Genomic DNA, 22553 nt, shown 5'->3' on the forward strand with positions numbered 1-22553 from the left:
GGGTACGGATGGTCCGGGGGCGCGGATGGTTCGACAACTCCCCGAGCACGCATGGGTGTTCAGAATAGCCTGGTAGGCCTGAGGAACTCCCGTACGTAGGTCCGGTGCCACCAGGCGCCGGTGGCCCGCAGTTCGCGCCAGGTCGTGTACCGGTAGCGGTACACCCTGGCGCGGACATACGCGGGCGGGGCGTCCGGGAACGGGTTGTGGGCCAGCAGCCGCAGCGTGTCCCGGTCGCCGTCGAGCAGCCGCTCCATGAAGGGCCCGAACCAGGAGCGTGCGTAGGCGGGGGAGAGCGCGGCGAACCACATCATCCAGTCGAGCCGCAGGTGGTACGGGGCGAACTGGCGCGGCATCCTGCGCACGTCACCGGGCTTGCCCTTGAACCCGTACTCCCGCCAGACCGTGCCCGGGTGGAGCACCGTCTCCTCGGTTCCCTCGACCACCAGCTCCTGGCGCACCCGCCCGACGGTGCCGAACGCGCCGTAGGCATTGACCAGATGGAGCGGGTCGTAGGAGCGGTTCATCGACTGGCGCCGGGAGAGCAGATTGCGCGCCGGACGGTAACTGCGGCCCAGCAGCAGGGCGGTGACGGCGATCACCACGATCTCGTACCAGAGCGGCGGCGCGGGCAGCGCGGGGGGATCCGCGATCAGCGAGGCGTCCACGGCGGACAGGGCGAGCGTGATGGTGATCCAGTTCAGCCAGGCGAAGTTGCCGGAGAGCACCAGCCACAGCTGGGTCAGCACGATCATCCCCGCCGCCGCGCTTGCCACCGGCTGAGGGGTGAACAGCAGGACGGGGATCAGGAGTTGGGTCACATGGTTGGCCGCCACCTCGACCCGGTGGAGGGGTTTCGGCAGGTGGTGGAAGAACCAGCTCAGCGGGCCCGGCATGGGCTGGGTCTCATGGTGGAAGTACAGGCAGGTGAGCTTGCGCCAGCACTCGTCGCCGCGGATCTTGATCAGACCCGCGCCGAACTCCACCCGGAACAGCACCCAGCGCAGCAGCCACAGCACCAGCACGGGCGGGGCCGTGCGCTCATTGCCGAGGAAGACGGCGAGAAAGCCCGTCTCGAGCAGCAGTGACTCCCAGCCGAATCCGTACCAGGTCTGTCCGACATTGACGATCGACAGATACAGCACCCACAGCGCCGCCCACCACGCCATCGCGCCCCAGAGCGGGATCCGGTCGGCCGCGCCCGCGACCAGCGCCGCCGAGAGCAGCGCGCCGGTCCAGGCACAGAGTGCGAAGTAGCGGTCGGAGTAGTGCAGTTGAAAGAGGCTCGGCGCGCGGCGCAGCGGTATCCGTCGTACGTACGCGGGCACGGGCAGCATGCCCCGCTCGCCGATCAGCGCCCGGAACTGCAGGGCGGCGGTGAGAAAGGCGATCAGATACACACCGGCCAGAGCCCGCTGGAAGACCAGCCGGCTGAGCCAGTAGTCACCGTCGCTGAACCACTCCATTGCTTCCAGTATCAGCCAGTGGTGACCCGCCGCAGTGTGTGACCGAGCCGCCGGGCGTACCACTTCTGCGCCGCGGGCACGAGCGGACCCGCGAGCCGGGTGTACCAGGCCGCCGGACGGCTGAACGCCATGACCGTGAACCACACCGAGCCGTCGTCCCGGATGTCGACGACGAACGACTCCTCACCGCACTCCGGGTGCCCGGCCAGCGTCCCGTAGGCGAAGCCGGTCCGGTCCTTCTCGTACGCCGTCCAGATCACCTCGCACGGCGCGCTGACCCGCAGCGGTCCGGCGCCGGCCGAGACCTCGAGCCGGACGCCGCGCTCGGCCCGCGCCGCGGTGGCGCGCACCCGGGCGCCCGACTCGCGGTGCGTGCGCCAGGTGGTGACCGCCGTTCCGGCCGCTTCGAAGTCTGCGCGGCCCCGGCCGATCCTTTCGGTGTGGTGGAGGTGGTGGTATCCGTCGGGCAGCGGGCCGAGCCGGGTGGCCCCCACCTCGTGGTAGTTGAGCGTGCGGCCGGTCATCCTGCGGACGTTGTTCATGCGGCCTTCTCCTTGAGTCGTCGCCAGGCCAGCACCGAGCAGAGCGCGAAGCCGAGGGCGTTGCCGAGGCCGTGGGTGGCGGCCATCCAGGTCAGATTCGGATGGGGCGGTCCGGTGGCCCCGCCGAGCGCCCAGCTCAGGGCGAGCAGCATCGTCGCCACCAGTACGGCGGCCGAGACGGCCAGCAGGCCGCGGGTGAACCGGTCCCGCTCGCCGGCCCGTACATCGCGCCAGGTCAGCAGGGCGACGGTCCACATGCCCGCGGTCAGTACGAGTGCCCCGAGCAGCTCGGCCCAGTCGTTCTCGGCGGGTGGGAGCGAGCGCGTACGGGCCAGTCGGCGCGGTGCGTGGAGGGCGAGGGCGAGCGTTCCGAGGGCGTAGACGGCCGCGAGTGCGGCTGCGGTGGCCAGCGCGGCAGCCAGAGAGCGACGGCTCCGGGGACGGCGAACACGGGCCATGTCCGCCGAATGGGCGTGAGCTCCGCGGCGTCGATGAGACGGAGTCCCGCCGGCACCACGACGAGCATGCCGAGCATCACGATCAGGCTGACCAGTACGGACATCGCACCCCACCCCTGGACTTGAACGTGTTCAATTTCTCGCGGTCGAGACTAGACCCTTAATTGAACGCGTTCAAGTCGCGGGGGTGGCTGGGGTCCGGCAGAAATTGAGGAACTACTCGGAGTGAAGAGGCGGGAGATCTTCGTGCGTCCACAGATTCGTCGCTGCTACGCGGCCGTCGCCGCGCTGTCCGTGGGGCTTCTGGTCGCCGGCTGCGGCGGCAATGCGGCGGCGACGGACTCGGAGGTGGTGTTCCTCCAGCCCGCCGCGGCAAGGGGCCCGGACCCGTACACCGCTTCGACGGCCAGAAACACCGGGACGGTCCCGCCTCCGCCGCCCGGGCCGAGCGCGCCGAGCGGACCCTCCAGCGCACAGCTGACGCTGCGCACCATGTCCGGCTCGACACCCGGTCTGTACGGCGGCACGCAGTCCATCGGCAGCTGCGACGTGGAGCAGCAGATCTCCTACCTCAGCGGCGACCAGGCGAAGGCGCGTGCATTCGCCCAGGGTGCGGGCACCTCCCAGGCGGACGTTGCCGGCTTCCTGCGCGGGCTGACTCCCGTCGTCGTGCGCGCCGACACCCGGGTGACCAACCACGGTTTCCGCAACGGCTCCGCGATCGGCTACCAGTCCGTACTGCAGGCCGGCACCGCCGTGTTGGTGGACCAGAACGGCGCGCCCCGCGTCCGCTGCGCCTGCGGAAACCCGCTGAAGCCGCCGGTCGCCGTCAAGGGCGCCGTGGTCCACAAGGGGCAGCCGTGGCCGGGCTACCAGCCCGAGCGGGTCATCGTCGTCGAGCCCGCCACGACGATCATCAACAACATCGTGATCGTCAACATCGTCGACAACGCCTGGATCGAGCGGAGGACCGGGACCGATGGCGAGGAGGACAGGCCGCCCGAGGTGCTCCCGCCCATCGACCCGGACGACGTCTTCACCAACCCGACGGGGCCGAGCGACTCGACAAGTCCGAGCGACGACACGCAGAGCAGCCCCACGCCGACGCAGACCTCGCCACCGGTGAATCCGCCGGCCGAGCCGCCCGTGGAGCCTCCGGCGACGCCGGACGAGGTGCAGACCCCGCCCGTCGCCCCGGATGTGCCCTCACAGGAGGGGGTCGATCCGTCCCAGCCGGACCTCGTCATCCCCTCCGAGCCGCCGGCCGAGCCGGACACGTTCCAGGGCTGAGCGGGCCCACCGCGCGCTCGAGGAATCCGACAAATGATGGCAGAGTGTCCCCATGGTTGATCGGGCAGCGGGTGCCCTGTCGCTTCCCGATGATTGGCCGGCCCACCCGGATCTGAGCCTGATCCTCAACCGTATGGGCAGTTTCGACTGGGATCTGGCCAGCGGCCTGATGCACCTGGACCGGACCGGTCACGAGGTGTTCGACCTGCGCCCCGGCGAGTACGACGGTCACCCGGAGAGCCTGGCTTTCCGGGTGCCGCACGACGAGGCCATCCGGCTGGACACCCTGGTGGCGCAGGCGCTGAAGAACGGCAGCGAGCACTACGGCGCGTACTTCCGCATCCGCCGCCGTGACGGAAGCCTGCGCTGGACACACACGCAGGGCTTCGTCCGGCGCGACGAGACGGGCAGGCCGCTGCGGATCATCGGCATCATCCGCGACGCCACCGAGGAGCTCGCCGACTCCACGACCCGCCGCGAAGTCGATGCGGAGCGCCGGAGGCAGACCAGCGTCGTCGACAGCACCACCGCCGCCCTCGCCCACGCCAGGACGGTGCAGGACGTCATCGATGTGCTCAAGGACTCGCACGGTCTGGAGCACTTCGGCGCGACCAGCCTGGTCATGGGGCTGCTGGAGTCGGGCGGCCGGATCCATCTGGTCGCCGACGGGCCCGAGGGGTCCTTCGTGCCGGGGACCCGCTACACCAGGGTCGACGAGGAGTACCCGATGAGCGAGGTCGTACGCACGCTCACGCCCCGCTTCATCGAGTCCGAACGGGACTTCGCCGACTCCTATCCGATTCTGTGGCCGAACATCAAAGAGCTCGGCATCACGTCCGCGGTCTATCTGCCGCTCATCGCCCAGGCCCGCCCCATCGGAGCGCTCGGCCTCCTCTACAGCGACAGGATCGGCTTCAGCTCCGAGGAGCGCAATCTGCTCGTCGCGCTCGGCAGCAGCATCGCGCAGAGCCTGCAGCGTGCCGTGCTCTACGAACAGGAACACGACCTCGCCGAAGGGCTCCAGCAGGCGATGCTGCCGCGCCGGATCCCCGATGTGCCCGGCGCGCAGATCGCGGTGCGCTACCGCTCCGCGCGGCTCGGCCGGGACATCGGCGGCGACTGGTACGACATCATCGCGCTGCCCGGCGGCCGGGTCGGCGCGGTCATCGGCGACGTACAGGGGCATGACACGCACGCGGCCGCGGTGATGGGGCAACTGCGCATCGTGCTGCGGGCGTACGCCGCCGAGGGGCACACCCCGGCCACCGTGATGGCGCGTGCCTCGGTCTTCCTGGACGAGCTCGACACCGAGCGGTTCGCGACCTGCACCTACGTGGAGGCCGATCTGACGACGGGGGTGATGCAGCTGGTGCGCGCCGGCCATGTCGATCCGCTGATCCGGGACAAGAACGGCAGTACCCGCCGGCTGCCCGTGGAGGGCGGGCTGCCGCTGGGGCTTTCCGCGGAGTTCGGCGGGCTCGAATACCCGGTCAGTACCGTCGAGCTGGACCCCGGCCAGACCCTGGTCCTCTACACCGACGGGCTCATCGAGCAGCCGGGCGCCGACCTGGACGACGGGATGCAGCTGCTGACCTCCCTGGTGCACGGCGGCCCGCGCGATCTGCAGCTGCTCGCCGACCGGCTGTGCAGGGTGGTCGACGAGCGGGGCGGCGACGACGATGTGGCGATACTGCTCCTGCGCCGCAAGGGCGCGTACACCCCGCAGACCGGCGGCCGGCTCCAGCAGCATGTCGCACAGAACGATCCCGAGGCGCTGCGCTCGGCCCGGCACATGATCCGGGCGGCGGTGGCGGCCTGGGGAGCGCGGGAGCGGGCGGACGAGATCGAGCTGGCCGCCGACGAGATGATCACCAATGCCCTGATGCACACCGACGGTGGGGCGATCGTGACCATCCGGGTGCTCTCCGGGCCGGAGCGGCGGCTGCGGGTGGAGGTCGAGGACCGCTCCAGCGCGCTGCCCCGGCGCCGCGAAGCGGGGGAGTCGGGCGTCTCAGGCCGCGGGCTGCTCCTGGTGGACCGGTTGACCGAGGCCTGGGGGGTGGAGTCGAGAGGCAGCGGCAAGTGTGTCTGGTGCGAGTTCGTGATTCCGGACAGGCCGAAGTCCTGAATACTATCCGTTGTTAACTGTCCGTAAACTGATCGTACTTGACCGTAACCGAGCGAAGACGATTGACTGCCCACTCCCGGCCTTCTAGGACATGAGGAACCATTGAGCAGCGAGCTTCTCGCACCTCTCGACCTGGCGTTCTGGCACCTCGAATCCGCCGGTCACCCGATGCATCTCGGCGCCCTCGCCTTCTTCGCGCCGGCGTGCACTCCCGCGCCCGCTCCCGAGGCACGGCCCGGCGACCGCGTCCTCGGCCTGCTCGCCGACCGCGCCGCGGCGATCCCCCGGCTGCGGATGCGGGTGCGGGACGTCCTGCTGCCCGTCGGCGGAGCCGCCTGGATGGTGGCCAAGGACTTCGACGTACGGCGGCATGTGCACCACATCCGGCTCCCCGGCGGCGACTTCACCACCGAGGCCACCGCCATCGCCGGTGAGTTGATGGAGCGGCCACTCGAACGTGGCCTGCCGCCCTGGGAGATGTGGCTCCTCACCGGCGCCGACGAAGGCGAAGGGGGCGCCGGACCGTTCGCGGTGCTGGTCAAGCTCCATCACGCACTGGCCGACGGCATGCGCGCGGTCGCCATCGGGGCCGGCATCTTCGACGAGATCGCCGATGCCCGCAGGGTCGGCGTGCGGCGCGCGCGTCCCGTTCCGCCCCGCTCCTGGCTCCCCGGTCCCGGGAAGGTGGCCGGCTTCGCCCGGAACCGTATCGAGGAGCTCGGCCGCGCCGTCGACATCGGGGCGTCCGTCGTGCGGGCCAGCCGGTTCGACCCCCGGGGCATGCCCGCGCTCTCCGCCGGATCCAGCGGCACCCGACGGCTCGTCACTGCCGTACTCGACCTGGAGGATGTGCAGCGGGTGCGCAAGGTGGCGGGAGGCACCGCCAACGACGTACTTCTGGCGACCGTGGCGGGCGCGATGCGGCGGTGGATGGGGGACCGGAGCGAGCGGCTGCCCGTCGCCGATCCGCGCGCCCTGGTGCCGGTCTCCCGGCGCAGGCCCGGCAGCCCGTCCGGCTCGGGCAACAAGTTCTCGGCGTACCTGGTCCAGCTGCCGGTCTCCGACCCCGACCCGCGCTCGCGCCTCGACGCCGTACGTATCGCGATGGACCGCAACAAGGCCGCGGGGCCCTCGCGCGGCGCCGGGGCGCTGGCCGTACTCGCCGATCAACTGCCGCCGCTGGCGCACCGCTTCGGCGCGCCACTGGCCCAAGGCGCGGCCCGCATCCTCTTCGACGTCCTGGTCACGAGCGTGCCGCTGCCGCGCTCGGCCCTCTCGCTCGGCGGCTGCCCGCTGCGTGAGGTCTACCCGATGGCGCCGCTGGCCCGCGGGCAGTCCCTGGCGATCGCCATGTCGACCTATGGCGGTCAGGTGCATGTGGGCCTGGTCGCCGACGGCAAGGCGGTGCCCGATCTGGACCGGCTCGCGCACGGCCTCAAGGAGGAGCTCGCCGAACTCCTCGACCTCAGCCTCGCCCGGTAGGGCCGCATTCCGCCACGGCTGTCCGGCGCTGAAGCAGCTGCCCGCCGAAGGGGTCGTCGGCGCGATCGGCGCCGGCATGCTTTGAGCCTGCGTCCGCCGCGCCGTTGCGGCACCCTGGATGCATGCCGGAGCTGCCCGAAGTCGAAGCGCTGAGAGAGTTCCTCGACAGCCATCTGGTGGGACAGGAGATCGTCCGCGTCCTGCCCCTGGCGATCAGCGTCCTCAAGACGTACGACCCGCCGCTGACCGCGGTCGAGGGCGCCACCGTCACCGCCGTGGACCGGCACGGGAAGTGGCTGGACATCAGCGCGGGCGGACTCCATCTCGTCACCCATCTCGCCAGGGCGGGCTGGCTGCGGTGGAAGGACGAGTTCCCGGCCGCCCCGCCCCGCCCCGGCAAGGGACCGCTCGCCCTGCGCACCGTCCTGGCCGCGGGCGGCGGCTTCGACCTCACCGAGGCGGGCACCACCAAGCGCCTCGCCGTTCATCTCGTACGCGACCCGGCCGAGGTGCCCGGCATCGCCCGCCTCGGCCCCGATCCGCTCGCCGACGACTTCGACCGCGACGCCTTCGCCGCGCTGCTCGCCGGTGAACGGCGGCAGATCAAGGGCGCGCTGCGCGACCAGAGCCTGATCGCCGGCATCGGCAACGCCTACAGCGACGAGATCCTGCACGTCGCCAGGATGTCGCCGTTCAAGCCCGTACAGAACCTCAGCGAGAACGAGACCACCGCGCTGTACGAGGCCCTGCGCTCCACGCTGCGGGAAGCCGTCGAGCGCTCGCACGGACTGGCGGCGGGCAGACTCAAGGCAGAGAAGAAGAGCGGGCTGCGCGTCCACGGCCGCACCGGTCAGCCGTGTCCGGTCTGCGGCGACACCGTCCGCGAGGTCTCCTTCAGCGACTCCTCGCTGCAGTACTGCCCCACCTGCCAGACGGGCGGCAAGCCGCTCGCCGACCGCAGACTCTCCCGGCTGCTCAAGTAGCATCAGCGGCTCCGCGGCGGGCCGCTCACTCATCCGGCCCGATCCGGAGGACAGGGCCCTACCCCGTGAGGGAGATCAGACGCTGTCCGTCGAGAGTGCGGACCTCCCAGCGGCCGATATCGGCGCTCGGCAGGTCCGTACCGCCCTCGATGTCCAGCGGCTCCTCATGGCCCGGCGAGCCCGGAAATCCATAGCCGCCGGCCGGCACCGACCAGGTGAGGACTGGGTGTTCAATGCCGTCCTTGCCGATGGCGACCAGTCGGCAGGTGCGCGGTCCGGTGAGGCGCGACAGCCGTAGCGCGACCGATGTGCCCCAGGTCCGGTCCTCCACCGCGGCGGCCGCGGTGACACCTGTCGTGGCGTCCTTCGCCACGATCTGCTGCCCGGCCGCGCTCCTGCCGTCCTGGAGCGCCACCGCGGCGGCGGGCAGCGCCACGATCAGTGCGGCGGCCGCAGCGACCAGTTGCAGCCGGCGCCTGCGGCTGTGCCGCCGCACCGCATCGACCTCGCCGGTCAGCCGCTCCAGCAGCCCCTGGGAGGGACGGGCGTCGATCCGGCCGGGTCCGGCGAGTTCGGCCAGCGACGTGGCGACCGCGGTGAAGTCGGAGAGCCGTACCGCGCAGGCGACGCATCCGGACAGATGCTCCTCGAAACGGAAGGCATCCGCAGGCTCCAGGACGCCCAGCGCATAGGCGGCCACGTCCCGGTGCCGCTGCTGCACACTCATGGGGTCCTCGATTCGTTTCCCTTGCGTCGCTCGCGCGGTCTGTCGTCCTGGAATACGGCTCAGGTCACAACTGTGCTCAACTTCGGGTGCGACAAGCGCAACATCTGGGGCGGTTCGGCCCGCGCGGGTGTGTGACGGGGCTGCCCGACGCTCTCGACGGTCCGGGGGACGACGGGCCGTAGTCCCGGAATCGAGGCGCGCATACACTCCGCAGCATGCTGCGCGTACTGGCTGTCGACGACGAGAAACCGGCACTCGAAGAGCTGCTCTACCTCCTCCGCTCCGACGCACGCATCAGGAGCGCGGAAGGGGCCACGGACGCCACCGAGGCGCTGCGCCGCATCAGCCGCGCGCTCGACGCGGGCCCGGACGGCGAGGACGGCATCGACGTCGTCTTCCTGGACATTCACATGGCCGGACTCACCGGACTCGACGTCGCCAGACTGCTGGCCGGTTTCGCCCGGCCGCCGCTGATCGTCTTCGTCACCGCGCACGAGGGCTTCGCCGTCCAGGCCTTCGACCTCAAGGCCGTCGACTATGTACTCAAGCCGGTGCGCAGAGAGAGGCTGGCCGAAGCCGTACGCCGGGTCCGTGAGCTGGTCGTCTCGGCGCGCGAGACGCGGCAGCCCGAGCCCGTGGGCTCGGCCGTGCCCGGCCCGGCCGTGCCCGCCCCCGTACTGCACACCGCACCCGCCGTGGCGCCGCCGGGCGCCCCGCCCGCAAATGCCGTCGGTGCCGAGCAGATCCCGGTCGAACTGGGCGGTGTCACACGGTTCGTACCGATCGACGACATCGCCTACGCCGAGGCGCAGGGCGACTACGCCCGCCTGCACACCAAGGACGGCAGCCACCTGGTGAGAATCCCGCTCTCCACTCTCGAGGAGCGCTGGGCCTCCCGCGGTTTCGTACGGATACACCGCAGCCATCTCGTCGCCCTCGCCCGCATCGACGAACTGCGCCTGGACGCCGGGGCGACCACCGTCCGGGTGGGTGCCGCCGAGCTCGCGGTCAGCCGCCGCCACGCCCGTCAGCTGCGGGATCTGCTGATGCGGCACGCACGCGGCTGAGCTGGTCCGGCGGTCCCGGCCGACCGTTCGACGGCCGCGGAGAGCCGCTCATCGCCCCGGCACGGCCGTACGGCGACGGGCGTCATCCGCTGACAGAGCCAGGACAGGAATCGGCGGTGACCGCCCCCGCCCGCCGCCTAACCTTGATCGGGCATGGGGAGAAGGGGCCTGATGTCCGATATCGAAGCACTGCTGGAGGAGCTCCGGAGCCTGCCGGCCACCCGGGTTTCCAGCGCTCGTGACCTCGAGGCGCTCCTCACGACGGTGAAGAGCGCCGCGGGCCGCTGGGCCGATGTGCTCTACGAGATCCAGGAATCGGCCCAGGGACTGGCCGGCCCCCGCGCCGAAGCCGCACTCGAGGTCGCGTTCCGCAGGGCCGAGGAGTCGTACGTCGAGCTGGAGATCGCGCTGAGCGACTGCGCCCAGCGGACGGGCCCCTGACGCGCCTCTGACACGCGAGCCGCTGACGCACGGCTTCTCTGCGGACGGCCACCGAGGCAAGGGCCACGGTCTCTACCGTCAGTAATCGCTGCTGCGTAGACTCCACACCTCCCGAGGGTCCGACGAGAGACGCTGGAGCGGACGACGATGTCTGCAGAGCAACAACCCCGCCGTGAAGTCGTCACCGGAGTGCCGCGCAGCGCCAGGCGGCCGCCCGGACACGCGCCCGCCCGGTCCGAGATCAGCGAGCAGACGACACTCGGCGCCACCTATGTACGCTCCCTGATGCGCAGCCAGCTGCGGGCCGCGCTCTACGCGCTGGGCACGCTCGCGCTGCTCGTCGGCTCACTGCCGCTGCTCTTCGCGCTCCCCGCCGCCTTCGACGGCAATGTCTCCTCGCCCGAGCCCTTCGTCTGGGCGGCGCTCGGAGTGGCGGTCTACCCCGTCATGTGGCTGACCGCCCGCTGGTACGTACGCCGGGCGGAGCGCAACGAGCGGGACTTCACCAGGCTCGTCGAAGGACGCTGAACGGTGCTCCCGGGAGAACCGACGTGAACCAGACCTACGCGGTGACCGCCGTCACCGTCGTAGTGCTCGCCACCGTGCTCATCGGCGCACTCGGCCTGCGAATATCCCGCACCACCTCCGACTTCTACGTCGCCTCCCGCACCGTGAAGCCCCGCCTCAACGCCGCCGCCATCAGCGGCGAGTACCTCTCGGCCGCCTCCTTCCTCGGCATCGCGGGCCTGGTGCTCCTGCAGGGCCCCGACATGCTCTGGTACCCGGTCGGGTACACCGCCGGCTATCTCGTGCTGCTGGTGCTGGTCGCGGCCCCGCTGCGCCGCTCGGGGGCGTACACCCTCTCCGACTTCGCCGAGGCCCGGCTGGAGTCCGCCGCGGTGCGCAGGCTCGCCAGCCTCTTCGTCGTCGGTATCGGCTGGCTCTATCTGCTGCCCCAGCTCCAGGGTGCGGGGCTGACCCTGGAGATCCTCACCGGTGCGCCCGACTGGGTCGGCGGACTCGTCGTCGCCGTCGTGGTCACCGGGGCCGTCGCGGCGGGCGGCATGCGCAGCATCACCTTCGTGCAGGCCTTCCAGTACTGGCTCAAGCTCACCGCCCTGCTGGTGCCCGCGCTCTTCCTCGTCGCCGCCTGGCTGGGCGACGACGCGCCCCGCGCCCGCTTCGACGCGCCGACGCTCTTCCGTGAACACACCGTCATACGCGTCGACGACACCGTCCGGGTGGATCTCGACGGCCCGCTCACCCTCGCCGTCTCCGGCGACATCGACGGCACGCCCTACGAACAGCGGCAGGTCACCCTGGACAAGGGCACCCACCGCATCGAGGCGGGCACCACCCTGCGCTTCCCGAAGGGCGCCGAGGTACCCGAACGGGCCTATGCCGGAGCCGATCCGTTCAGCTGGTCCCAGCCGCTCTCCGGCGGCCGGGACGGCTACCACCTGTACGCGACGTACGGACTCATCCTCGCCACCTTCCTCGGCACGATGGGACTCCCGCATGTCGCCGTCCGCTTCTACACCAGCCCCAACGGACGCGCCGCGCGCCGCACGACCCTCGTCGTCCTAGGACTGATCGGCGCCTTCTATCTGCTGCCGCCCGTCTACGGAGCGCTCGGGCGGATCTACGCGCCCGAACTCGCCCTCACCGGGGAAGCCGACGCCGCCGTCCTGGTGCTGCCCGAACGCATCATCGGCGGAATCGCGGGGGATCTGCTCGGCGCGCTGCTGGCGGGCGGCGCGTTCGCCGCGTTCCTGTCCACCGCGTCCGGACTGACCATGTCCGTCGCCGGTGTGATCACCCAGGATGTGCTGCCCGCGCGCGGCGTACGGAGCTTCCGTCTCGCGACCCTCCTCGCCATGGCGGTCCCTTTCGGTGTCAGTGTCGTCGCCACCAATGTGCCGGTCGCCGACGCTGTGGGGCTCGCCTTCGCCGTATCGGCCTCTTCGTTCTGCCCGCTGCTGGTGCTCGGCATCTGGTGGCGCGGGCTCACTCCGCCCGGCGCCGCCGCCGGACTCGTGACCGGCGGCGGCGCCGCGCTGACCGCGGTGATGGCCACCCGCGCGGGGCTCGCGCCCGAGGGCTGGCCGCACACCCTCATGGCCTGGCCCGCCGTGTGGTCGGTGCCGCTGGGCTTTCTGACCATGGTGCTGGTGTCGCTGGCCACCCCGCGCCACATACCTCCCGGCGCCACCGCGATCCTCGCCCGGCTGCACCTGCCGGAAGGCCTCGTCGGCAGGCCGCAGCCCGAAGGAGCGGAACGATGACCGGGATCGGACTGGCAGCGCTGGCCGCGGCGGGAGCGGTACTGCTCGCGGCGGGCATCGCACTCGGCCGCCTGACCGCACGACGCGGCGGCAAACCCGACCTCGACCTGGGCACGCCCGTCGAGCGGGCCACCTTCCACACCCTGCACACCGCGTCGCTGGCCGCACCCCCACTGCGCGCCGGCCTCACCGAGGACACCGCACGCAAGGCCGCCCGGCGGCTGCGCTCCCTGCTCGGCACCGAGGCGCTCTGCCTCACCGACCGCGAGTCCGTGCTCGCCTGGGACGGCCCCGGCGCCGACCACCATGAGCAGCGGGTGATGGTGCGCGTGGCCGAGATGCTGGACTCGGGGCGCAGCCAGAACGTGCACACCGAGTGCGAGGACCTGGAGTGCCCGCTGCGCTGGGCCGTGATCGCCCCGCTGACCGGTGAGGAAGGGGTACTCGGCGCGCTGGTCGCCTACGGCTCGCGGGAGTCGGCCGTCCTGGTGCGAGCCGCCACCGAGGTGGCCCGCTGGGTCTCCGTACAGCTGGAACTGGCCGAGCTCGACCGGTCCCGTACGCGGCTGATCGAGGCGGAGATCCGTGCGCTGCGGGCCCAGATATCGCCGCACTTCATCTTCAACTCGCTCGCCGCCATCGCCTCGTTCGTCCGCACCGACCCCGAGCGGGCCCGTGAACTCATCCTGGAATTCGCTGACTTCACCCGCTACTCCTTCCGCCGGCACGGCGACTTCACCAATCTCGCCGACGAACTGCGCTGCATCGAGCAGTACCTGGCGCTGGCCGGAGCCCGCTTCGGCGACCGGCTCAAGGTGACGCTCCAGGTGGCGCCGGAAGTGCTGCCGGTGACGGTGCCCTTCCTGTGTCTGCAGCCGCTCGTCGAGAACGCCGTCAAGCACGGCCTGGAGGACTCCCCGAGCGCGTGCCGCATCACCATCGCGGCGCAGGACGCCGGGGCCGAGGCCATGGTGACCATCGAGGACGACGGCGTGGGAATGGACCCGGCCGTCCTGAGAGGAATCCTCGCGGGGGAGCGGACGGCCTCGTCGGGCATCGGCCTCTCCAATGTCGACGAGCGACTGCGTCAGGTGTACGGCGACGACCATGGACTCGTCATCGAGACCGGCGTCGGCGCGGGGATGAAGATCACAGTCCGGATTCCCAAGTACCGGGCGGGTGTGCACTCCTCGGCGGGGCGCCGGTCCACCGGCTGAGATCTCCCCGTCGGCGTTGCGTCACCTCGCCACCGTTTCGTGTGAACCGGTGACGATGAGCGACGACAACGATCAGAAGAGGTGGATGGCCAAATGGCCCAGCGGCAGACCCAACTGCCAGGCCGGGGTCCATATCTGCTCGTACTCGTCCACGGCCATGTTCATCGGACTGGGAGGCGCCCAGAACTCGTTGTCGCCGAGATCGGCGGCCAGCAGCTCGGTCTGGCGCAGCCAGCTCCAGGCGTCCCGCGCGAGCGCGAGATCCACATCCGTCCCGCAGCCGAGATCGCGCTCCCGCTCCTCCCGGGCGGCCAGCCGCTCCTGAACCCACTCCTGCCAGGGGTGGCCGTAAGAGGTGAGGGACAGCCACTCGTCGATCCGGGAGACCACCCTGACGCCGGCGAGTTCGTCCGCGCTGTCGCAGAGATAGATGGTGAGGGCGAGCGTCTGTCTGCCCGCCCGGAACTCGAGCGAGCCGCTCTCCACGAGAGCACCGGTGCGGAGCATCTCGTCGGCGATGTACTCGGCGCAGAGCCACGCCATGGGGACTGCCAGCCCGCCTCCGCTGGTGCCGTTCGATCTCTCGGGCTGCACCCTTCCCACCTTCTTCCGGACGATTGCGTGTGCCGACTCGACGACGAGCCTTTCACCGTGAGACACGGCTACGGGCGCGTCTTTGCTCAACTTGAGCGTGAGGTTTCGCATACGGTCACCCTTTGGCCGTGGTCCGAGAGGGAACAGGTCACCACCGGGGCGTTCGGGGCGGACGTGACTGGGCCGCGGACAGCCCGGCGGCGTGTCCGGGAGTGCCGGTGGCGCGTCCGGACAGGCCTACGGACCGGACGAAGGGGCCGCCACTCCCTTTCGGGAGTCGCGGCCCCTTCGGGCGTGAATCCTCAGCGGGCCGGGTCGCGCCCGATGAGACCGAGCAGCCGGTCCTGCAGCGAAGCGTCGTCCGGGACCATCACCTCCGGCCCGAACACCTCCACGCCCGGGCCGTATGCGCCCGGCGTCCGCAGCTTCTCCATCACCTCGGCCGGAAGCGCTGCCGTGCCCGCCCACAGCCGCGCGACATCGTCGGCCGGGATCGTCTCGTCCTGCCCGGTGGCCCGGGCGAGGTCCCACCCGTGAAGGACGAGATCGTCACTGACGACCTGATCGATCTGCTGCTCGACCGACATGCGCCCGTTGGGCGTGTCGCAGTCGGCCCCGGCGAGAGCGGGGTCGTCCAACACGGCCTCGACATCGGCACGTACGGCCCGGAACGCGGCCAGCGGGTCCTCCTTCACCGACGGCGCCGGGCTGGGAGTGCGGTCGACGGGGCGCAGCATGACGCCGTGCATGGACACGATGTGGTCCACCACGTCGCGGGCGTCCCAGGCGGCGCAAGGGGACTGATTGGCCCACTGTTCGGGGCGCACCGCTGCGATCTTGTGCTCGAAGGCGTTGGCGTGTCTGCGGTAACGGTCGGCGATGGCGTTCATGGTCGGGTTCCTTCCGCATACGGGGGAGGTGGTCGGAGGACATGATCAGCCGAAGGCCGCCTGCACGTACGGCGGTTACCGAGGCGAGTGATCACGTTCGAGACATCGTTCGGACCCCGGGGTCAATGACAAGCTAGCGGCCGGCGGGCGCCGACGCGCCGGGCCTGGCGTAACCCGGCAGGCAGCGGGCGAGGGCGCGCAGCGCGTAGTACGAACGCGATTTGACCGTGCCCGGCGGTATCCCGAGCGTCTCGGCCGCCTCGTTCACGCTCAGCCCGTGGAAGTAGATCTGCACCAGCACCGCGCGGTGCTCAGGGCTCAGTGACTCGACGGCCGCCCGGACGTCGAGCGCGGCGACAGCACTCTCGGTGATGTCCGCCGGGTCCGCGGTGGTGGCCAGGACGCCGTCGCCGATCTCGGTGGGACGGGCCATCCGGGACCGCCGCGCGTCGATCGCGAGGCGGCGCCCGACCGTGAAGAGCCACGGCCGCATCGACTCGTACGGACCGTCGAACGCCTCCGGATGCTGCCAGGCGCGTACGAGCGTCTCCTGCAGCAGATCCTCGGCGCGCTGCTGGTCCCCGTAGGTCAGGCCGGACAGAAAGCTCAGCAGTGCGGGGCCGTGTTCGCGCTGCAACGCCGCCAGGGCCTGCTCATCGGTCGTCGTGGACGCGGTCGCCGTCGTCATTGCCAACACCCTTTCGCCCGGAGGTCACTGCCACGTGGCGTATACGAACGCATTCGGGCGTGAAGGGACAGACAGCGCACCGTTGTCCTCGGCGAGCGGTCGCACTGAGCGACGAATGGTGCGGTGAACGGTCAACCGGAAGCGACCGGAGCAGCTGCCTCCATCTCAGCGACTATGTCGGCTTTGCCCTTGACTCGCCCTCACTTCCGCTATGAATTCGGATTGTCATACTGATGACGCATTACATCCGATATGGAGCTGGTCGATGACACAGCGCACACGGCAGGGGGCGGTGACGCTCGCCGCCGTACTGCTGGGAACCGCGGCGGGCTGCGCCGGTCAGGCCGACCCGGGCAAGGCCTCGCCGCGCCAGGAGCCCCAGCACCCCGCACCCTTCGCGGCGGGCGGCACCGTCGCGGCGCGCGGCTTCACGCTCGTCGCGAGCGGAGACGTACTGCCGCACGACTCGGTCATCCGTCAGGCCAGGGCGGACGCGGACGGCGACGGCTACGACTTCCGGCCCATGCTCGCCGGCGTCCGGCCGGTCATCTCCGGGGCGGATCTGGCGATCTGTCACATGGAGACGGTGTACGGGGGGAACGGCGACTACACCGGCTACCCCGCCTTCAAGTCCCCGCCGCAGATCGCGAAGGCGCTCGCCTCCACCGGATACGACTCCTGCTCCGCGGCGTCCAACCACACCCTGGACGACGGAGCCGCCGGAGTACGCCGCACCCTGGACGCCCTCGACGAGGCGGGTATCAGGCACGCGGGCTCCGCCCGCACGGCCGCCGAGGCCGCGCGCCCCGCCTGGCTGAAGGCCGGCGGAGCCAAGGTCGCCCAACTGGCCTACACCTATGGCACCAACGGCTTCCCGCTCCCCGAGAAGCAGCCCTGGGCGGTCAGTCTCATCGACGAGAGGAAGATCGTCGCCGATGCCCGCGCAGCCCGGAAGGCCGGTGCGGATGTCGTCGTCGTGAGCCTGCACTGGGGCACGGAGTGGGAGACCGACCCCGACGAAAGGCAGCTGCGGCTCGGCCGGACGCTCACCGTGTCGACCACCGACGGCCGCCCCGACATCGACCTGATCCTCGGCACGCACGCCCATGTCCCGCAGGCGTACGAGAAGGTCAACGGCACCTGGATCGTCTACGGGATGGGCAACCAGATCGCCGGTTCAATGGTCAACTACGAAGGGGTCGAGGACCCGCGCGGCCACCAGGGCTCCATCGGCCGCTTCACTTTCGTACCGCCCGCGAGGCCAGGCGAGCGGTGGGCGGTCAAGAAGGCGGAGTTCATTCCGCAGTGGATGAACGCCGGGACCGGACGCGTCATCAATCTGCCGGCCGCGCTGTGCCGCGACGCGGACCTGGAGGACTGCCTCGCCGCCCAGTCGGCGATCCGCAAGGCGGTACTCAGCCGCGGCGCCGCCGAGCAGGGGCTCACCATGGGCCGCTAGGGTCTTTCGTTTGGATCAGGCCGGAGAGGTCCTGTCGAGCCCTCCAGGTCTACGGAACGACGGTCACCGGCCAGCGCCCGGCCTTCACCAGCCGGACCGCAACCGAACCGATGAACCGGTGGCCCGCAGACTCCGAGGCCCCGACCACCACGGCGTCCGCCTTCAGCTCGTCGGCGGCGGTGACCAGGCCGCTGTAGGGGTCGCCGCGGAAGGTGTGGAACTCCCAGCGCACCTCCCAGATCCCCTTGACCCGCTCGGCGGCGGCGCGGAGCTCGGCCACCAGGCCCTCGGCGATCTCCCCGGTCGTGTTGCCGACCGGGACGCCGAGAGCCGCGCCCGCAGCCATCACCGGCTGGACGTACACGATGGCGAGGAGGGCGTTCTGCCGCCGGGCGAGACCACCGGCGTACGACACCGCGCGCAGCGAGGAGTCGGATCCGTCCAGGCCGGCGACGATCACCTTCGGGCCGTCCGTACCGCGTTCGAATGGGTGGGGTTGCTGCCGGGGCTGCTGCTCTGTCACACCATCGAGGTTAGGCCCTGTCCGGCCGATCTTGCCGGGCTCGCCATCCTCCGCCTTGCTGAGGGGCGCTCGCGCACTGCGCATCACCGCCCGGCGCACAGGCCGCCCTGCGGATCACGCTGCCCCGAGCCGTTCAGGTGCCGTGACCAGTCGTCGCGCCGGCAACGGTTCCATGGGGGGCGACGGCACTTCGGGTGACGACCGCAGCATCGCCAGAAACTGGTCTCTCGGGACGGGGGAGAAGCCGATGGCGCGGACCGGCGGGCTGTCCCACTGCGCGTCGAGCAGCTGGACGCCGACGGTCCCGAACCGGTCGGCGAGATCGGCGATCGCCACTTTCGAGGCACTGGAGCGCCGGTAGAACATCGAGTCCAGACTGAAAACCGCCCCGGTCTGCATGCCGTAGGCGCCACCGATGAGTTCGTCGCCTTCCCACACTTCCACGCTGTGCGCCCACTCCCGTTCGTTGAGCAGAATCAGGCTCTGTCGCAGTTCCTCGGTCAGCCACTGGGGCCGGCGCCCCCGCTGGCACTCGTCCAGAACGTGAGAGAACGCCCGGTCGACCGTGGTGGTCCAGGCCAACCGGTTACGAAGCCGGCGCGCGAAACTATGACCGAGGTGGATTCCGCCGGGAGGGGCGACCGGCCGCGGGTCGGGTGACCACCAGGCGACTTCATAGGGATTGCGCTCCCCGCTTCCAACGATGGCGATCGACCCGGCCGCGACATTCGCCTCGAACAGCGCCTCATTCAGCTCGCACGCGTATGCGTCCTGGGCGGGAAATGGATACAGCCCGGCTCGGTATCCCTCCAGAATCGTCTCCGGACTCAAGTCCGCACAGAACGCGACGGGTCCGCCCGCCGACGCACTCGAAAGGTCGAGCGATCTCCAGGAGTCACATCGCGTCACCATCCAGGGTGTCCTCTCTCAGCCGCTCGGGGGCGGGTCGAGATACCCGCTGCCCAGCATCGAGTCGATGTAGCGGTCGAGCAGTCTGTCGTCCACAGGGGGAATTTCGATGTCCGTGTCGCGCAGCGCTCGTTCGGTGTTCCGCCGGGTGAAGGAAGGGAAGTTCTTCTGGAAGTACATCTCCGCGACCGAGACATCAGCGTGTGAGGCCCGGTCGACGAACAGCGGGACGAACGGGGTGACCGGGTGGGTCGGGTGGCCTGCGGCGTAACCCACCAAGTTCCGGACCCATTCGTCATAGGGCAGCTTCCGTACCGGATACCCGCGTGCGTCCAGCCGGTCCGCCAGGTCGCCGATCATGGCGAGTCCGGGATTGGTGAGGTGGTAGACGTCCCCTGTGGCCGGCATTTTGGTCGAGACATGGGTGACGGCGCGGGCGAAACAGTCCGCCGGGATGAAGTCCAGTGGCAGGTCGACGTCCGGGAAGAAGGACGAGTCGGCGATGAACCTGATGAGCGCGCATATTTCCGTGTCCGGGTTCATCACGCCCGTGGTCTGATCCCCCGTGACATCGTTCGGCCGGTAGATCGCGACCGGCAGTCCCTGTGCCGCGGCTTGGTGGAGTAGTTTCTCGGCCACCCACTTCGTTTCCACATACCCCACCCCCAGATATTCGGCGTGCGAGAGCGGGGTCTCCTCGGTGGCGTGCCGCACGCCCGCCGCTCCGAGGCCCGCGAGCACCGCCATGCTGGATATGTAGTGAACGGGAATGCCGCGGTGTGCCCCCGCGAGCCGGATGACCTCCCGGGTGCCGCTGACATTCGCATCCCGCAACTCGTGGTACGGGTAAATGAAATTGACCTCGCCGCCGCAGTGATACACCAGGTCCACCGTCGCAGCGAGGTGCTCGAACCGGTCCTGCGGCATCCCCAGGAACGGCTTCGTCAGGTCGCCGACGATCGGCACGACCCGTCCGGGCGAGAGGTCCCTCAGCAGATAGCGCTGGTGCGCGCTGCGGATACGCTCCAGGGCGTGGTCCGCGTCCGGTGCGCGCACCAGGCAGTGGATCCGCGCCCGCGTCGATGCCAGCAATGTGCTGAGCAGGTGTGTCCCGCAGAAACCGGTCGCGCCGGTGAGGAGGATCTCCGCAGGCCGCTCCGTGCGCGGAACGCGTGAGGCTGCCAGGCGGACCGGCACCCGCAGCTCGGCCTCGGCCCCGAAGTCCACGTGCGGCACGGACACCCCGTTGGCCGCACCGGCCCGCGCCGACCGGGCGACCTCGGTGAAGGCGCTGAGAGTCGAATTGTGCAGCAGGGAGCGGGTCAGATTCCGGATCTCCGTTACGCCGATGCCGAACATGATGCGGGCGCGCGCGAGCATCTCCATGGCGAGCAGGGAATTTCCGCCGAGCTCGAAGAAGTCGTCGGCCGGTCGCACCCGCTCGACGTTCAGTATTTGCGCCCACAACTGCGCCATACCGGTCTGTACCGACGGGTTTCCCGCATCGCCTTCTCCGACCGGTGTCCTCTCGCGGCGGGACAGGGCCTGGCGGTCGATCTTCCCTCTGTGGGTGACGGGGAGTTCGTCAACGGCGGTGAGAGTCGCCGGGACCATGTAGTCCGGGACGATCTCGGACACGAACGACCTGATTTGCGCGGTGACTTCGCCCGACGGCGGCAGGGCCGGCGTGTAGTAGGCGGCGAGTGCCCGGTCCCCGTCTCCGCGGTCACGGAGCACCACTGCCGCCTGGCCGACCGCCGGGTGGGCGGCGACGGCGGACTCGACCTCGGCGAGGTCGACCCGGAAGCCGCGCACCTTGGTCTGGTGGTCGGCCCGCCCGAGGACCTCCAGGTTTCCGTCCAGACGCCACCGCCCGAGATCGCCGGTGCGGTACATCCGCTCGCCGGGGACCGGTCCATAGGCGTCGGGCAGGAAGTGCTCGGCGGTCAGCAGCGGCTGCCGCCAGTAACCGCGTGCGACTCCGCAGCCGCCGATGTAGATCTCGCCTCTGCGACCCGGCGGCACCGGACGCAGATCCTGGTCGAGGACGTGGATGCGGGTCTCCTCAAGCGGCCGGCCGACCGGTGTCGGCCCGCGGGCGGCGTGCCCGGGGAGGACGTCCTCGGTCAGGATGCACAGCGTGGAGGTGATGGTCGTCTCGGTCAGCCCATAGGCGTTGACCAGGCGCACGCCGGGCATTTTACGGAACGATGTCCGGCAGTCGCCCGGGAGCACCGTGTCGCCGCCCACGATCATCAGCCTCAGGCAGCGCAGCGCCTCGCTGTCCTCCTCCGCGACTTTGAGCAGCTGATGCCAGTAGGCGGGCGTGAGATCCGCCACGGTGATCCCGTGTTCCGGCAGTTGGTGCAGCAGCTCAGTCGGCGCCCAGGTGTGCCTTCCGCCGAGGACCAGCGTCGCCCCGCTGAGCAGCGTCGCGAAGACCTGCTCGAGCGAGGTGTCGAAGCCCAGCGCGGCGAGCTGCAGTACACGGTCGCCGGGGGACAGTCCGTACTCGGCAGCCACCCGGGGCAGCACGCCCGACAGCGAGTGATGGCTGATCATGACCCCCTTGGGCGTGCCCGTCGACCCCGAGGTGTAGATCATGTAGGCCAGGTCACCCGACCTGGGGCCTCTCGGCGGCTGCTCGGTCGACCAGGACGCCGCATCCGCGAGGAAGTCCTCCATGAGGACGACACGACTCCCGCCGCCCTCGAAGGCCCCGGCGTGCTTGCGGGTGGTGAGCACAACCCCGGAACCCGCATGCTCGGCCAACCGCGCCAAGCGGCGGTCCGGAAATGCCGGATCAAGCGGCAGGAAGGCTCCGCGGGTCTTGAGCACCGCCAGCATCGCGACCACCATGTCCGCGCTGCGCTCCATACAGACGGTGACCACCGTCTCGGCGCGCACGCCGAGGGCAAGCAGCTGGTGGGCCAGCTGGTTGGCGCGGCGGTCCAATGCGCCGTAGGTGAGCTTGTGCGCGCCGGATATCACCGCGATCGCCTCGGGCTGCCGCGCCGCATGCGCGCGGATGAGTTCGGAGACGGTCGGAGCCGCCGGGGGGCCTTTCGGCCGCCGGGCGGAGGGCCATGTCCCGGCGGCCCCTCGCGGACGGGAACTGCGCGGGCGCATGTCCGTCCACAGCGTCTCCACTGTGGCCAGGCACTGGGCCCGGGAACCGGGCCAGCCCACGGGGTGCCAGCCGACCGGAATCTGGAGTTCGGCCGGCCAGATCGAGTACTGCTCCTCCTCGTTCACCAGGACCCTGCAGGATGCGGCGTCCCCCGACAGGAGGCGATGACTGTTGCTCACTATCCGACCTCCTGACAGTGACGTTCACGCACTTCCGATGATGCACGACCCGATGACAATGGGCGCGCCCTACAGGGCGGCCATGAGGAGTACTG

19 protein-coding genes and 1 pseudogene are annotated in these 22553 nt (G+C 70.4%); 10 read left to right on the forward strand and 10 right to left on the reverse strand.

All coding sequences use genetic code 11. The annotated features are described in order from the left end of the window. Positions 1-59 precede the first annotated feature (59 nt). The 3 genes and pseudogenes from SLUN_RS34905 to SLUN_RS34915 all read right to left on the reverse strand — a co-directional run bounded on the left by SLUN_RS34905 (position 60) and on the right by SLUN_RS34915 (position 2570). Positions 60-1466, reverse strand: coding sequence for a lipase maturation factor family protein (locus SLUN_RS34905; RefSeq protein ID WP_108153913.1), 1407 nt, complete (start codon positions 1464-1466; stop codon positions 60-62). 11 nt (positions 1467-1477) lie between these two features. Continuing rightward, positions 1478-2008 carry a DUF1990 domain-containing protein gene (locus SLUN_RS34910; RefSeq protein ID WP_108153914.1) on the reverse strand — a complete coding sequence of 177 codons (531 nt, stop codon included), beginning with the start codon at positions 2006-2008 and terminating at the stop codon, positions 1478-1480. Then, positions 2005-2570: pseudogene (locus SLUN_RS34915) on the reverse strand (YndJ family transporter). Before SLUN_RS34915 ends, SLUN_RS34910 begins: the two are co-directional and overlap by 4 nt. A 142-nt stretch (positions 2571-2712) precedes the next feature. Between SLUN_RS34915 and SLUN_RS34920 the strand changes: the two are divergent. The 4 genes from SLUN_RS34920 to SLUN_RS34935 all read left to right on the forward strand — a co-directional run bounded on the left by SLUN_RS34920 (position 2713) and on the right by SLUN_RS34935 (position 8349). Beyond that, positions 2713-3756: a DUF6777 domain-containing protein gene (locus tag SLUN_RS34920; RefSeq protein ID WP_108155105.1), complete on the forward strand. Its 1044-nt coding sequence runs from the start codon at positions 2713-2715 to the stop codon at positions 3754-3756. Between the two features lie 52 nt (positions 3757-3808). Beyond that, entirely contained in the window at positions 3809-5884 is a 2076-nt protein-coding gene (locus SLUN_RS34925) for a SpoIIE family protein phosphatase (protein ID WP_108153915.1), read from the forward strand. 102 nt (positions 5885-5986) lie between these two features. Continuing rightward, entirely contained in the window at positions 5987-7366 is a 1380-nt protein-coding gene (locus SLUN_RS34930) for a wax ester/triacylglycerol synthase family O-acyltransferase (RefSeq protein WP_108153916.1), read from the forward strand. Between the two features lie 122 nt (positions 7367-7488). Beyond that, positions 7489-8349, forward strand: coding sequence for an Fpg/Nei family DNA glycosylase (locus SLUN_RS34935; protein ID WP_108153917.1), 861 nt, complete (start codon positions 7489-7491; stop codon positions 8347-8349). A gap of 58 nt (positions 8350-8407) precedes the next feature. Here SLUN_RS34935 and SLUN_RS34940 read toward each other — a convergent pair whose 3' ends face one another. Next, on the reverse strand, positions 8408-9076 hold the full coding sequence (locus tag SLUN_RS34940) for an anti-sigma factor family protein (protein WP_108153918.1): 669 nt from the start codon (positions 9074-9076) through the stop codon (positions 8408-8410). Between the two features lie 215 nt (positions 9077-9291). Here SLUN_RS34940 and SLUN_RS34945 point away from each other — a divergent pair, with 215 nt between their 5' ends. From SLUN_RS34945 to SLUN_RS34965, 5 genes are all read left to right on the forward strand, one after another. Continuing rightward, the gene (locus SLUN_RS34945; protein WP_108153919.1) at positions 9292-10143 is read left to right on the forward strand and encodes a LytR/AlgR family response regulator transcription factor; all 852 of its coding nucleotides are present in this window, start codon (positions 9292-9294) and stop codon (positions 10141-10143) included. Positions 10144-10314: 171 nt separating this feature from the next. After that, positions 10315-10584 (forward strand): hypothetical protein, encoded by a 270-nt coding sequence (locus tag SLUN_RS34950; protein WP_108153920.1) that lies wholly within the window; start codon positions 10315-10317, stop codon positions 10582-10584. Positions 10585-10731: 147 nt separating this feature from the next. Continuing rightward, positions 10732-11112, forward strand: coding sequence for a hypothetical protein (locus SLUN_RS34955; protein WP_108153921.1), 381 nt, complete (start codon positions 10732-10734; stop codon positions 11110-11112). Between the two features lie 23 nt (positions 11113-11135). Beyond that, complete coding sequence (locus tag SLUN_RS34960) at positions 11136-12869, forward strand: sodium/solute symporter (protein WP_108153922.1); 1734 nt, start codon at positions 11136-11138, stop codon at positions 12867-12869. Further along, entirely contained in the window at positions 12866-14086 is a 1221-nt protein-coding gene (locus SLUN_RS34965) for a sensor histidine kinase (protein WP_108153923.1), read from the forward strand. Before SLUN_RS34960 ends, SLUN_RS34965 begins: the two co-directional genes overlap by 4 nt. A 72-nt stretch (positions 14087-14158) precedes the next feature. On the opposite strand, the gene SLUN_RS34970 is transcribed toward SLUN_RS34965, so the two are convergent. The 3 genes from SLUN_RS34970 to SLUN_RS34980 all read right to left on the reverse strand — a co-directional run bounded on the left by SLUN_RS34970 (position 14159) and on the right by SLUN_RS34980 (position 16258). Continuing rightward, on the reverse strand, positions 14159-14680 hold the full coding sequence (locus SLUN_RS34970; RefSeq protein WP_257153852.1) for a hypothetical protein: 522 nt from the start codon (positions 14678-14680) through the stop codon (positions 14159-14161). A 302-nt stretch (positions 14681-14982) separates the two neighbouring features. Then, positions 14983-15570, reverse strand: a complete 588-nt coding sequence (locus SLUN_RS34975) for a TIGR03086 family metal-binding protein (RefSeq protein WP_108153925.1) — start codon at positions 15568-15570, stop codon at positions 14983-14985. A gap of 133 nt (positions 15571-15703) precedes the next feature. Then, positions 15704-16258 carry a sigma-70 family RNA polymerase sigma factor gene (locus tag SLUN_RS34980; RefSeq protein WP_108153926.1) on the reverse strand — a complete coding sequence of 185 codons (555 nt, stop codon included), beginning with the start codon at positions 16256-16258 and terminating at the stop codon, positions 15704-15706. 265 nt (positions 16259-16523) lie between these two features. Here SLUN_RS34980 and SLUN_RS34985 point away from each other — a divergent pair, with 265 nt between their 5' ends. Next, positions 16524-17717 (forward strand): CapA family protein, encoded by a 1194-nt coding sequence (locus SLUN_RS34985; RefSeq protein ID WP_108153927.1) that lies wholly within the window; start codon positions 16524-16526, stop codon positions 17715-17717. 49 nt (positions 17718-17766) lie between these two features. On the opposite strand, the gene SLUN_RS34990 is transcribed toward SLUN_RS34985, so the two are convergent. The 3 genes from SLUN_RS34990 to SLUN_RS35000 form a co-directional block, all read right to left on the reverse strand. Beyond that, positions 17767-18240 (reverse strand): universal stress protein, encoded by a 474-nt coding sequence (locus SLUN_RS34990; RefSeq protein ID WP_257153853.1) that lies wholly within the window; start codon positions 18238-18240, stop codon positions 17767-17769. Positions 18241-18354: 114 nt separating this feature from the next. Further along, positions 18355-19152, reverse strand: a complete 798-nt coding sequence (locus SLUN_RS34995; RefSeq protein ID WP_108153928.1) for a leucyl/phenylalanyl-tRNA--protein transferase — start codon at positions 19150-19152, stop codon at positions 18355-18357. Between the two features lie 15 nt (positions 19153-19167). After that, entirely contained in the window at positions 19168-22458 is a 3291-nt protein-coding gene (locus SLUN_RS35000) for an amino acid adenylation domain-containing protein (RefSeq protein ID WP_108153929.1), read from the reverse strand. Between the last annotated feature and the right edge of the window lie 95 nt (positions 22459-22553).

Source organism: Streptomyces lunaelactis (assembly GCF_003054555.1).
GTDB lineage: Bacteria > Actinomycetota > Actinomycetes > Streptomycetales > Streptomycetaceae > Streptomyces > Streptomyces lunaelactis.

Coding starts and splice junctions, on each gene's coding strand:
- SLUN_RS34905 (WP_108153913.1), bottom strand. CDS start 1,466: ATGGAGTGGTTCAGCGACGGTGACTACTGGCTCAGCCGGCTGGTCTTC.
- SLUN_RS34910 (WP_108153914.1), bottom strand. CDS start 2,008: ATGAACAACGTCCGCAGGATGACCGGCCGCACGCTCAACTACCACGAG.
- SLUN_RS34925 (WP_108153915.1), top strand. CDS start 3,809: ATGGTTGATCGGGCAGCGGGTGCCCTGTCGCTTCCCGATGATTGGCCG.
- SLUN_RS34935 (WP_108153917.1), top strand. CDS start 7,489: ATGCCGGAGCTGCCCGAAGTCGAAGCGCTGAGAGAGTTCCTCGACAGC.
- SLUN_RS34940 (WP_108153918.1), bottom strand. CDS start 9,076: ATGAGTGTGCAGCAGCGGCACCGGGACGTGGCCGCCTATGCGCTGGGC.
- SLUN_RS34945 (WP_108153919.1), top strand. CDS start 9,292: ATGCTGCGCGTACTGGCTGTCGACGACGAGAAACCGGCACTCGAAGAG.
- SLUN_RS34950 (WP_108153920.1), top strand. CDS start 10,315: ATGTCCGATATCGAAGCACTGCTGGAGGAGCTCCGGAGCCTGCCGGCC.
- SLUN_RS34955 (WP_108153921.1), top strand. CDS start 10,732: ATGTCTGCAGAGCAACAACCCCGCCGTGAAGTCGTCACCGGAGTGCCG.
- SLUN_RS34965 (WP_108153923.1), top strand. CDS start 12,866: ATGACCGGGATCGGACTGGCAGCGCTGGCCGCGGCGGGAGCGGTACTG.
- SLUN_RS34975 (WP_108153925.1), bottom strand. CDS start 15,570: ATGAACGCCATCGCCGACCGTTACCGCAGACACGCCAACGCCTTCGAG.
- SLUN_RS34980 (WP_108153926.1), bottom strand. CDS start 16,258: ATGACGACGGCGACCGCGTCCACGACGACCGATGAGCAGGCCCTGGCG.
- SLUN_RS34985 (WP_108153927.1), top strand. CDS start 16,524: ATGACACAGCGCACACGGCAGGGGGCGGTGACGCTCGCCGCCGTACTG.
- SLUN_RS34995 (WP_108153928.1), bottom strand. CDS start 19,152: ATGGTGACGCGATGTGACTCCTGGAGATCGCTCGACCTTTCGAGTGCG.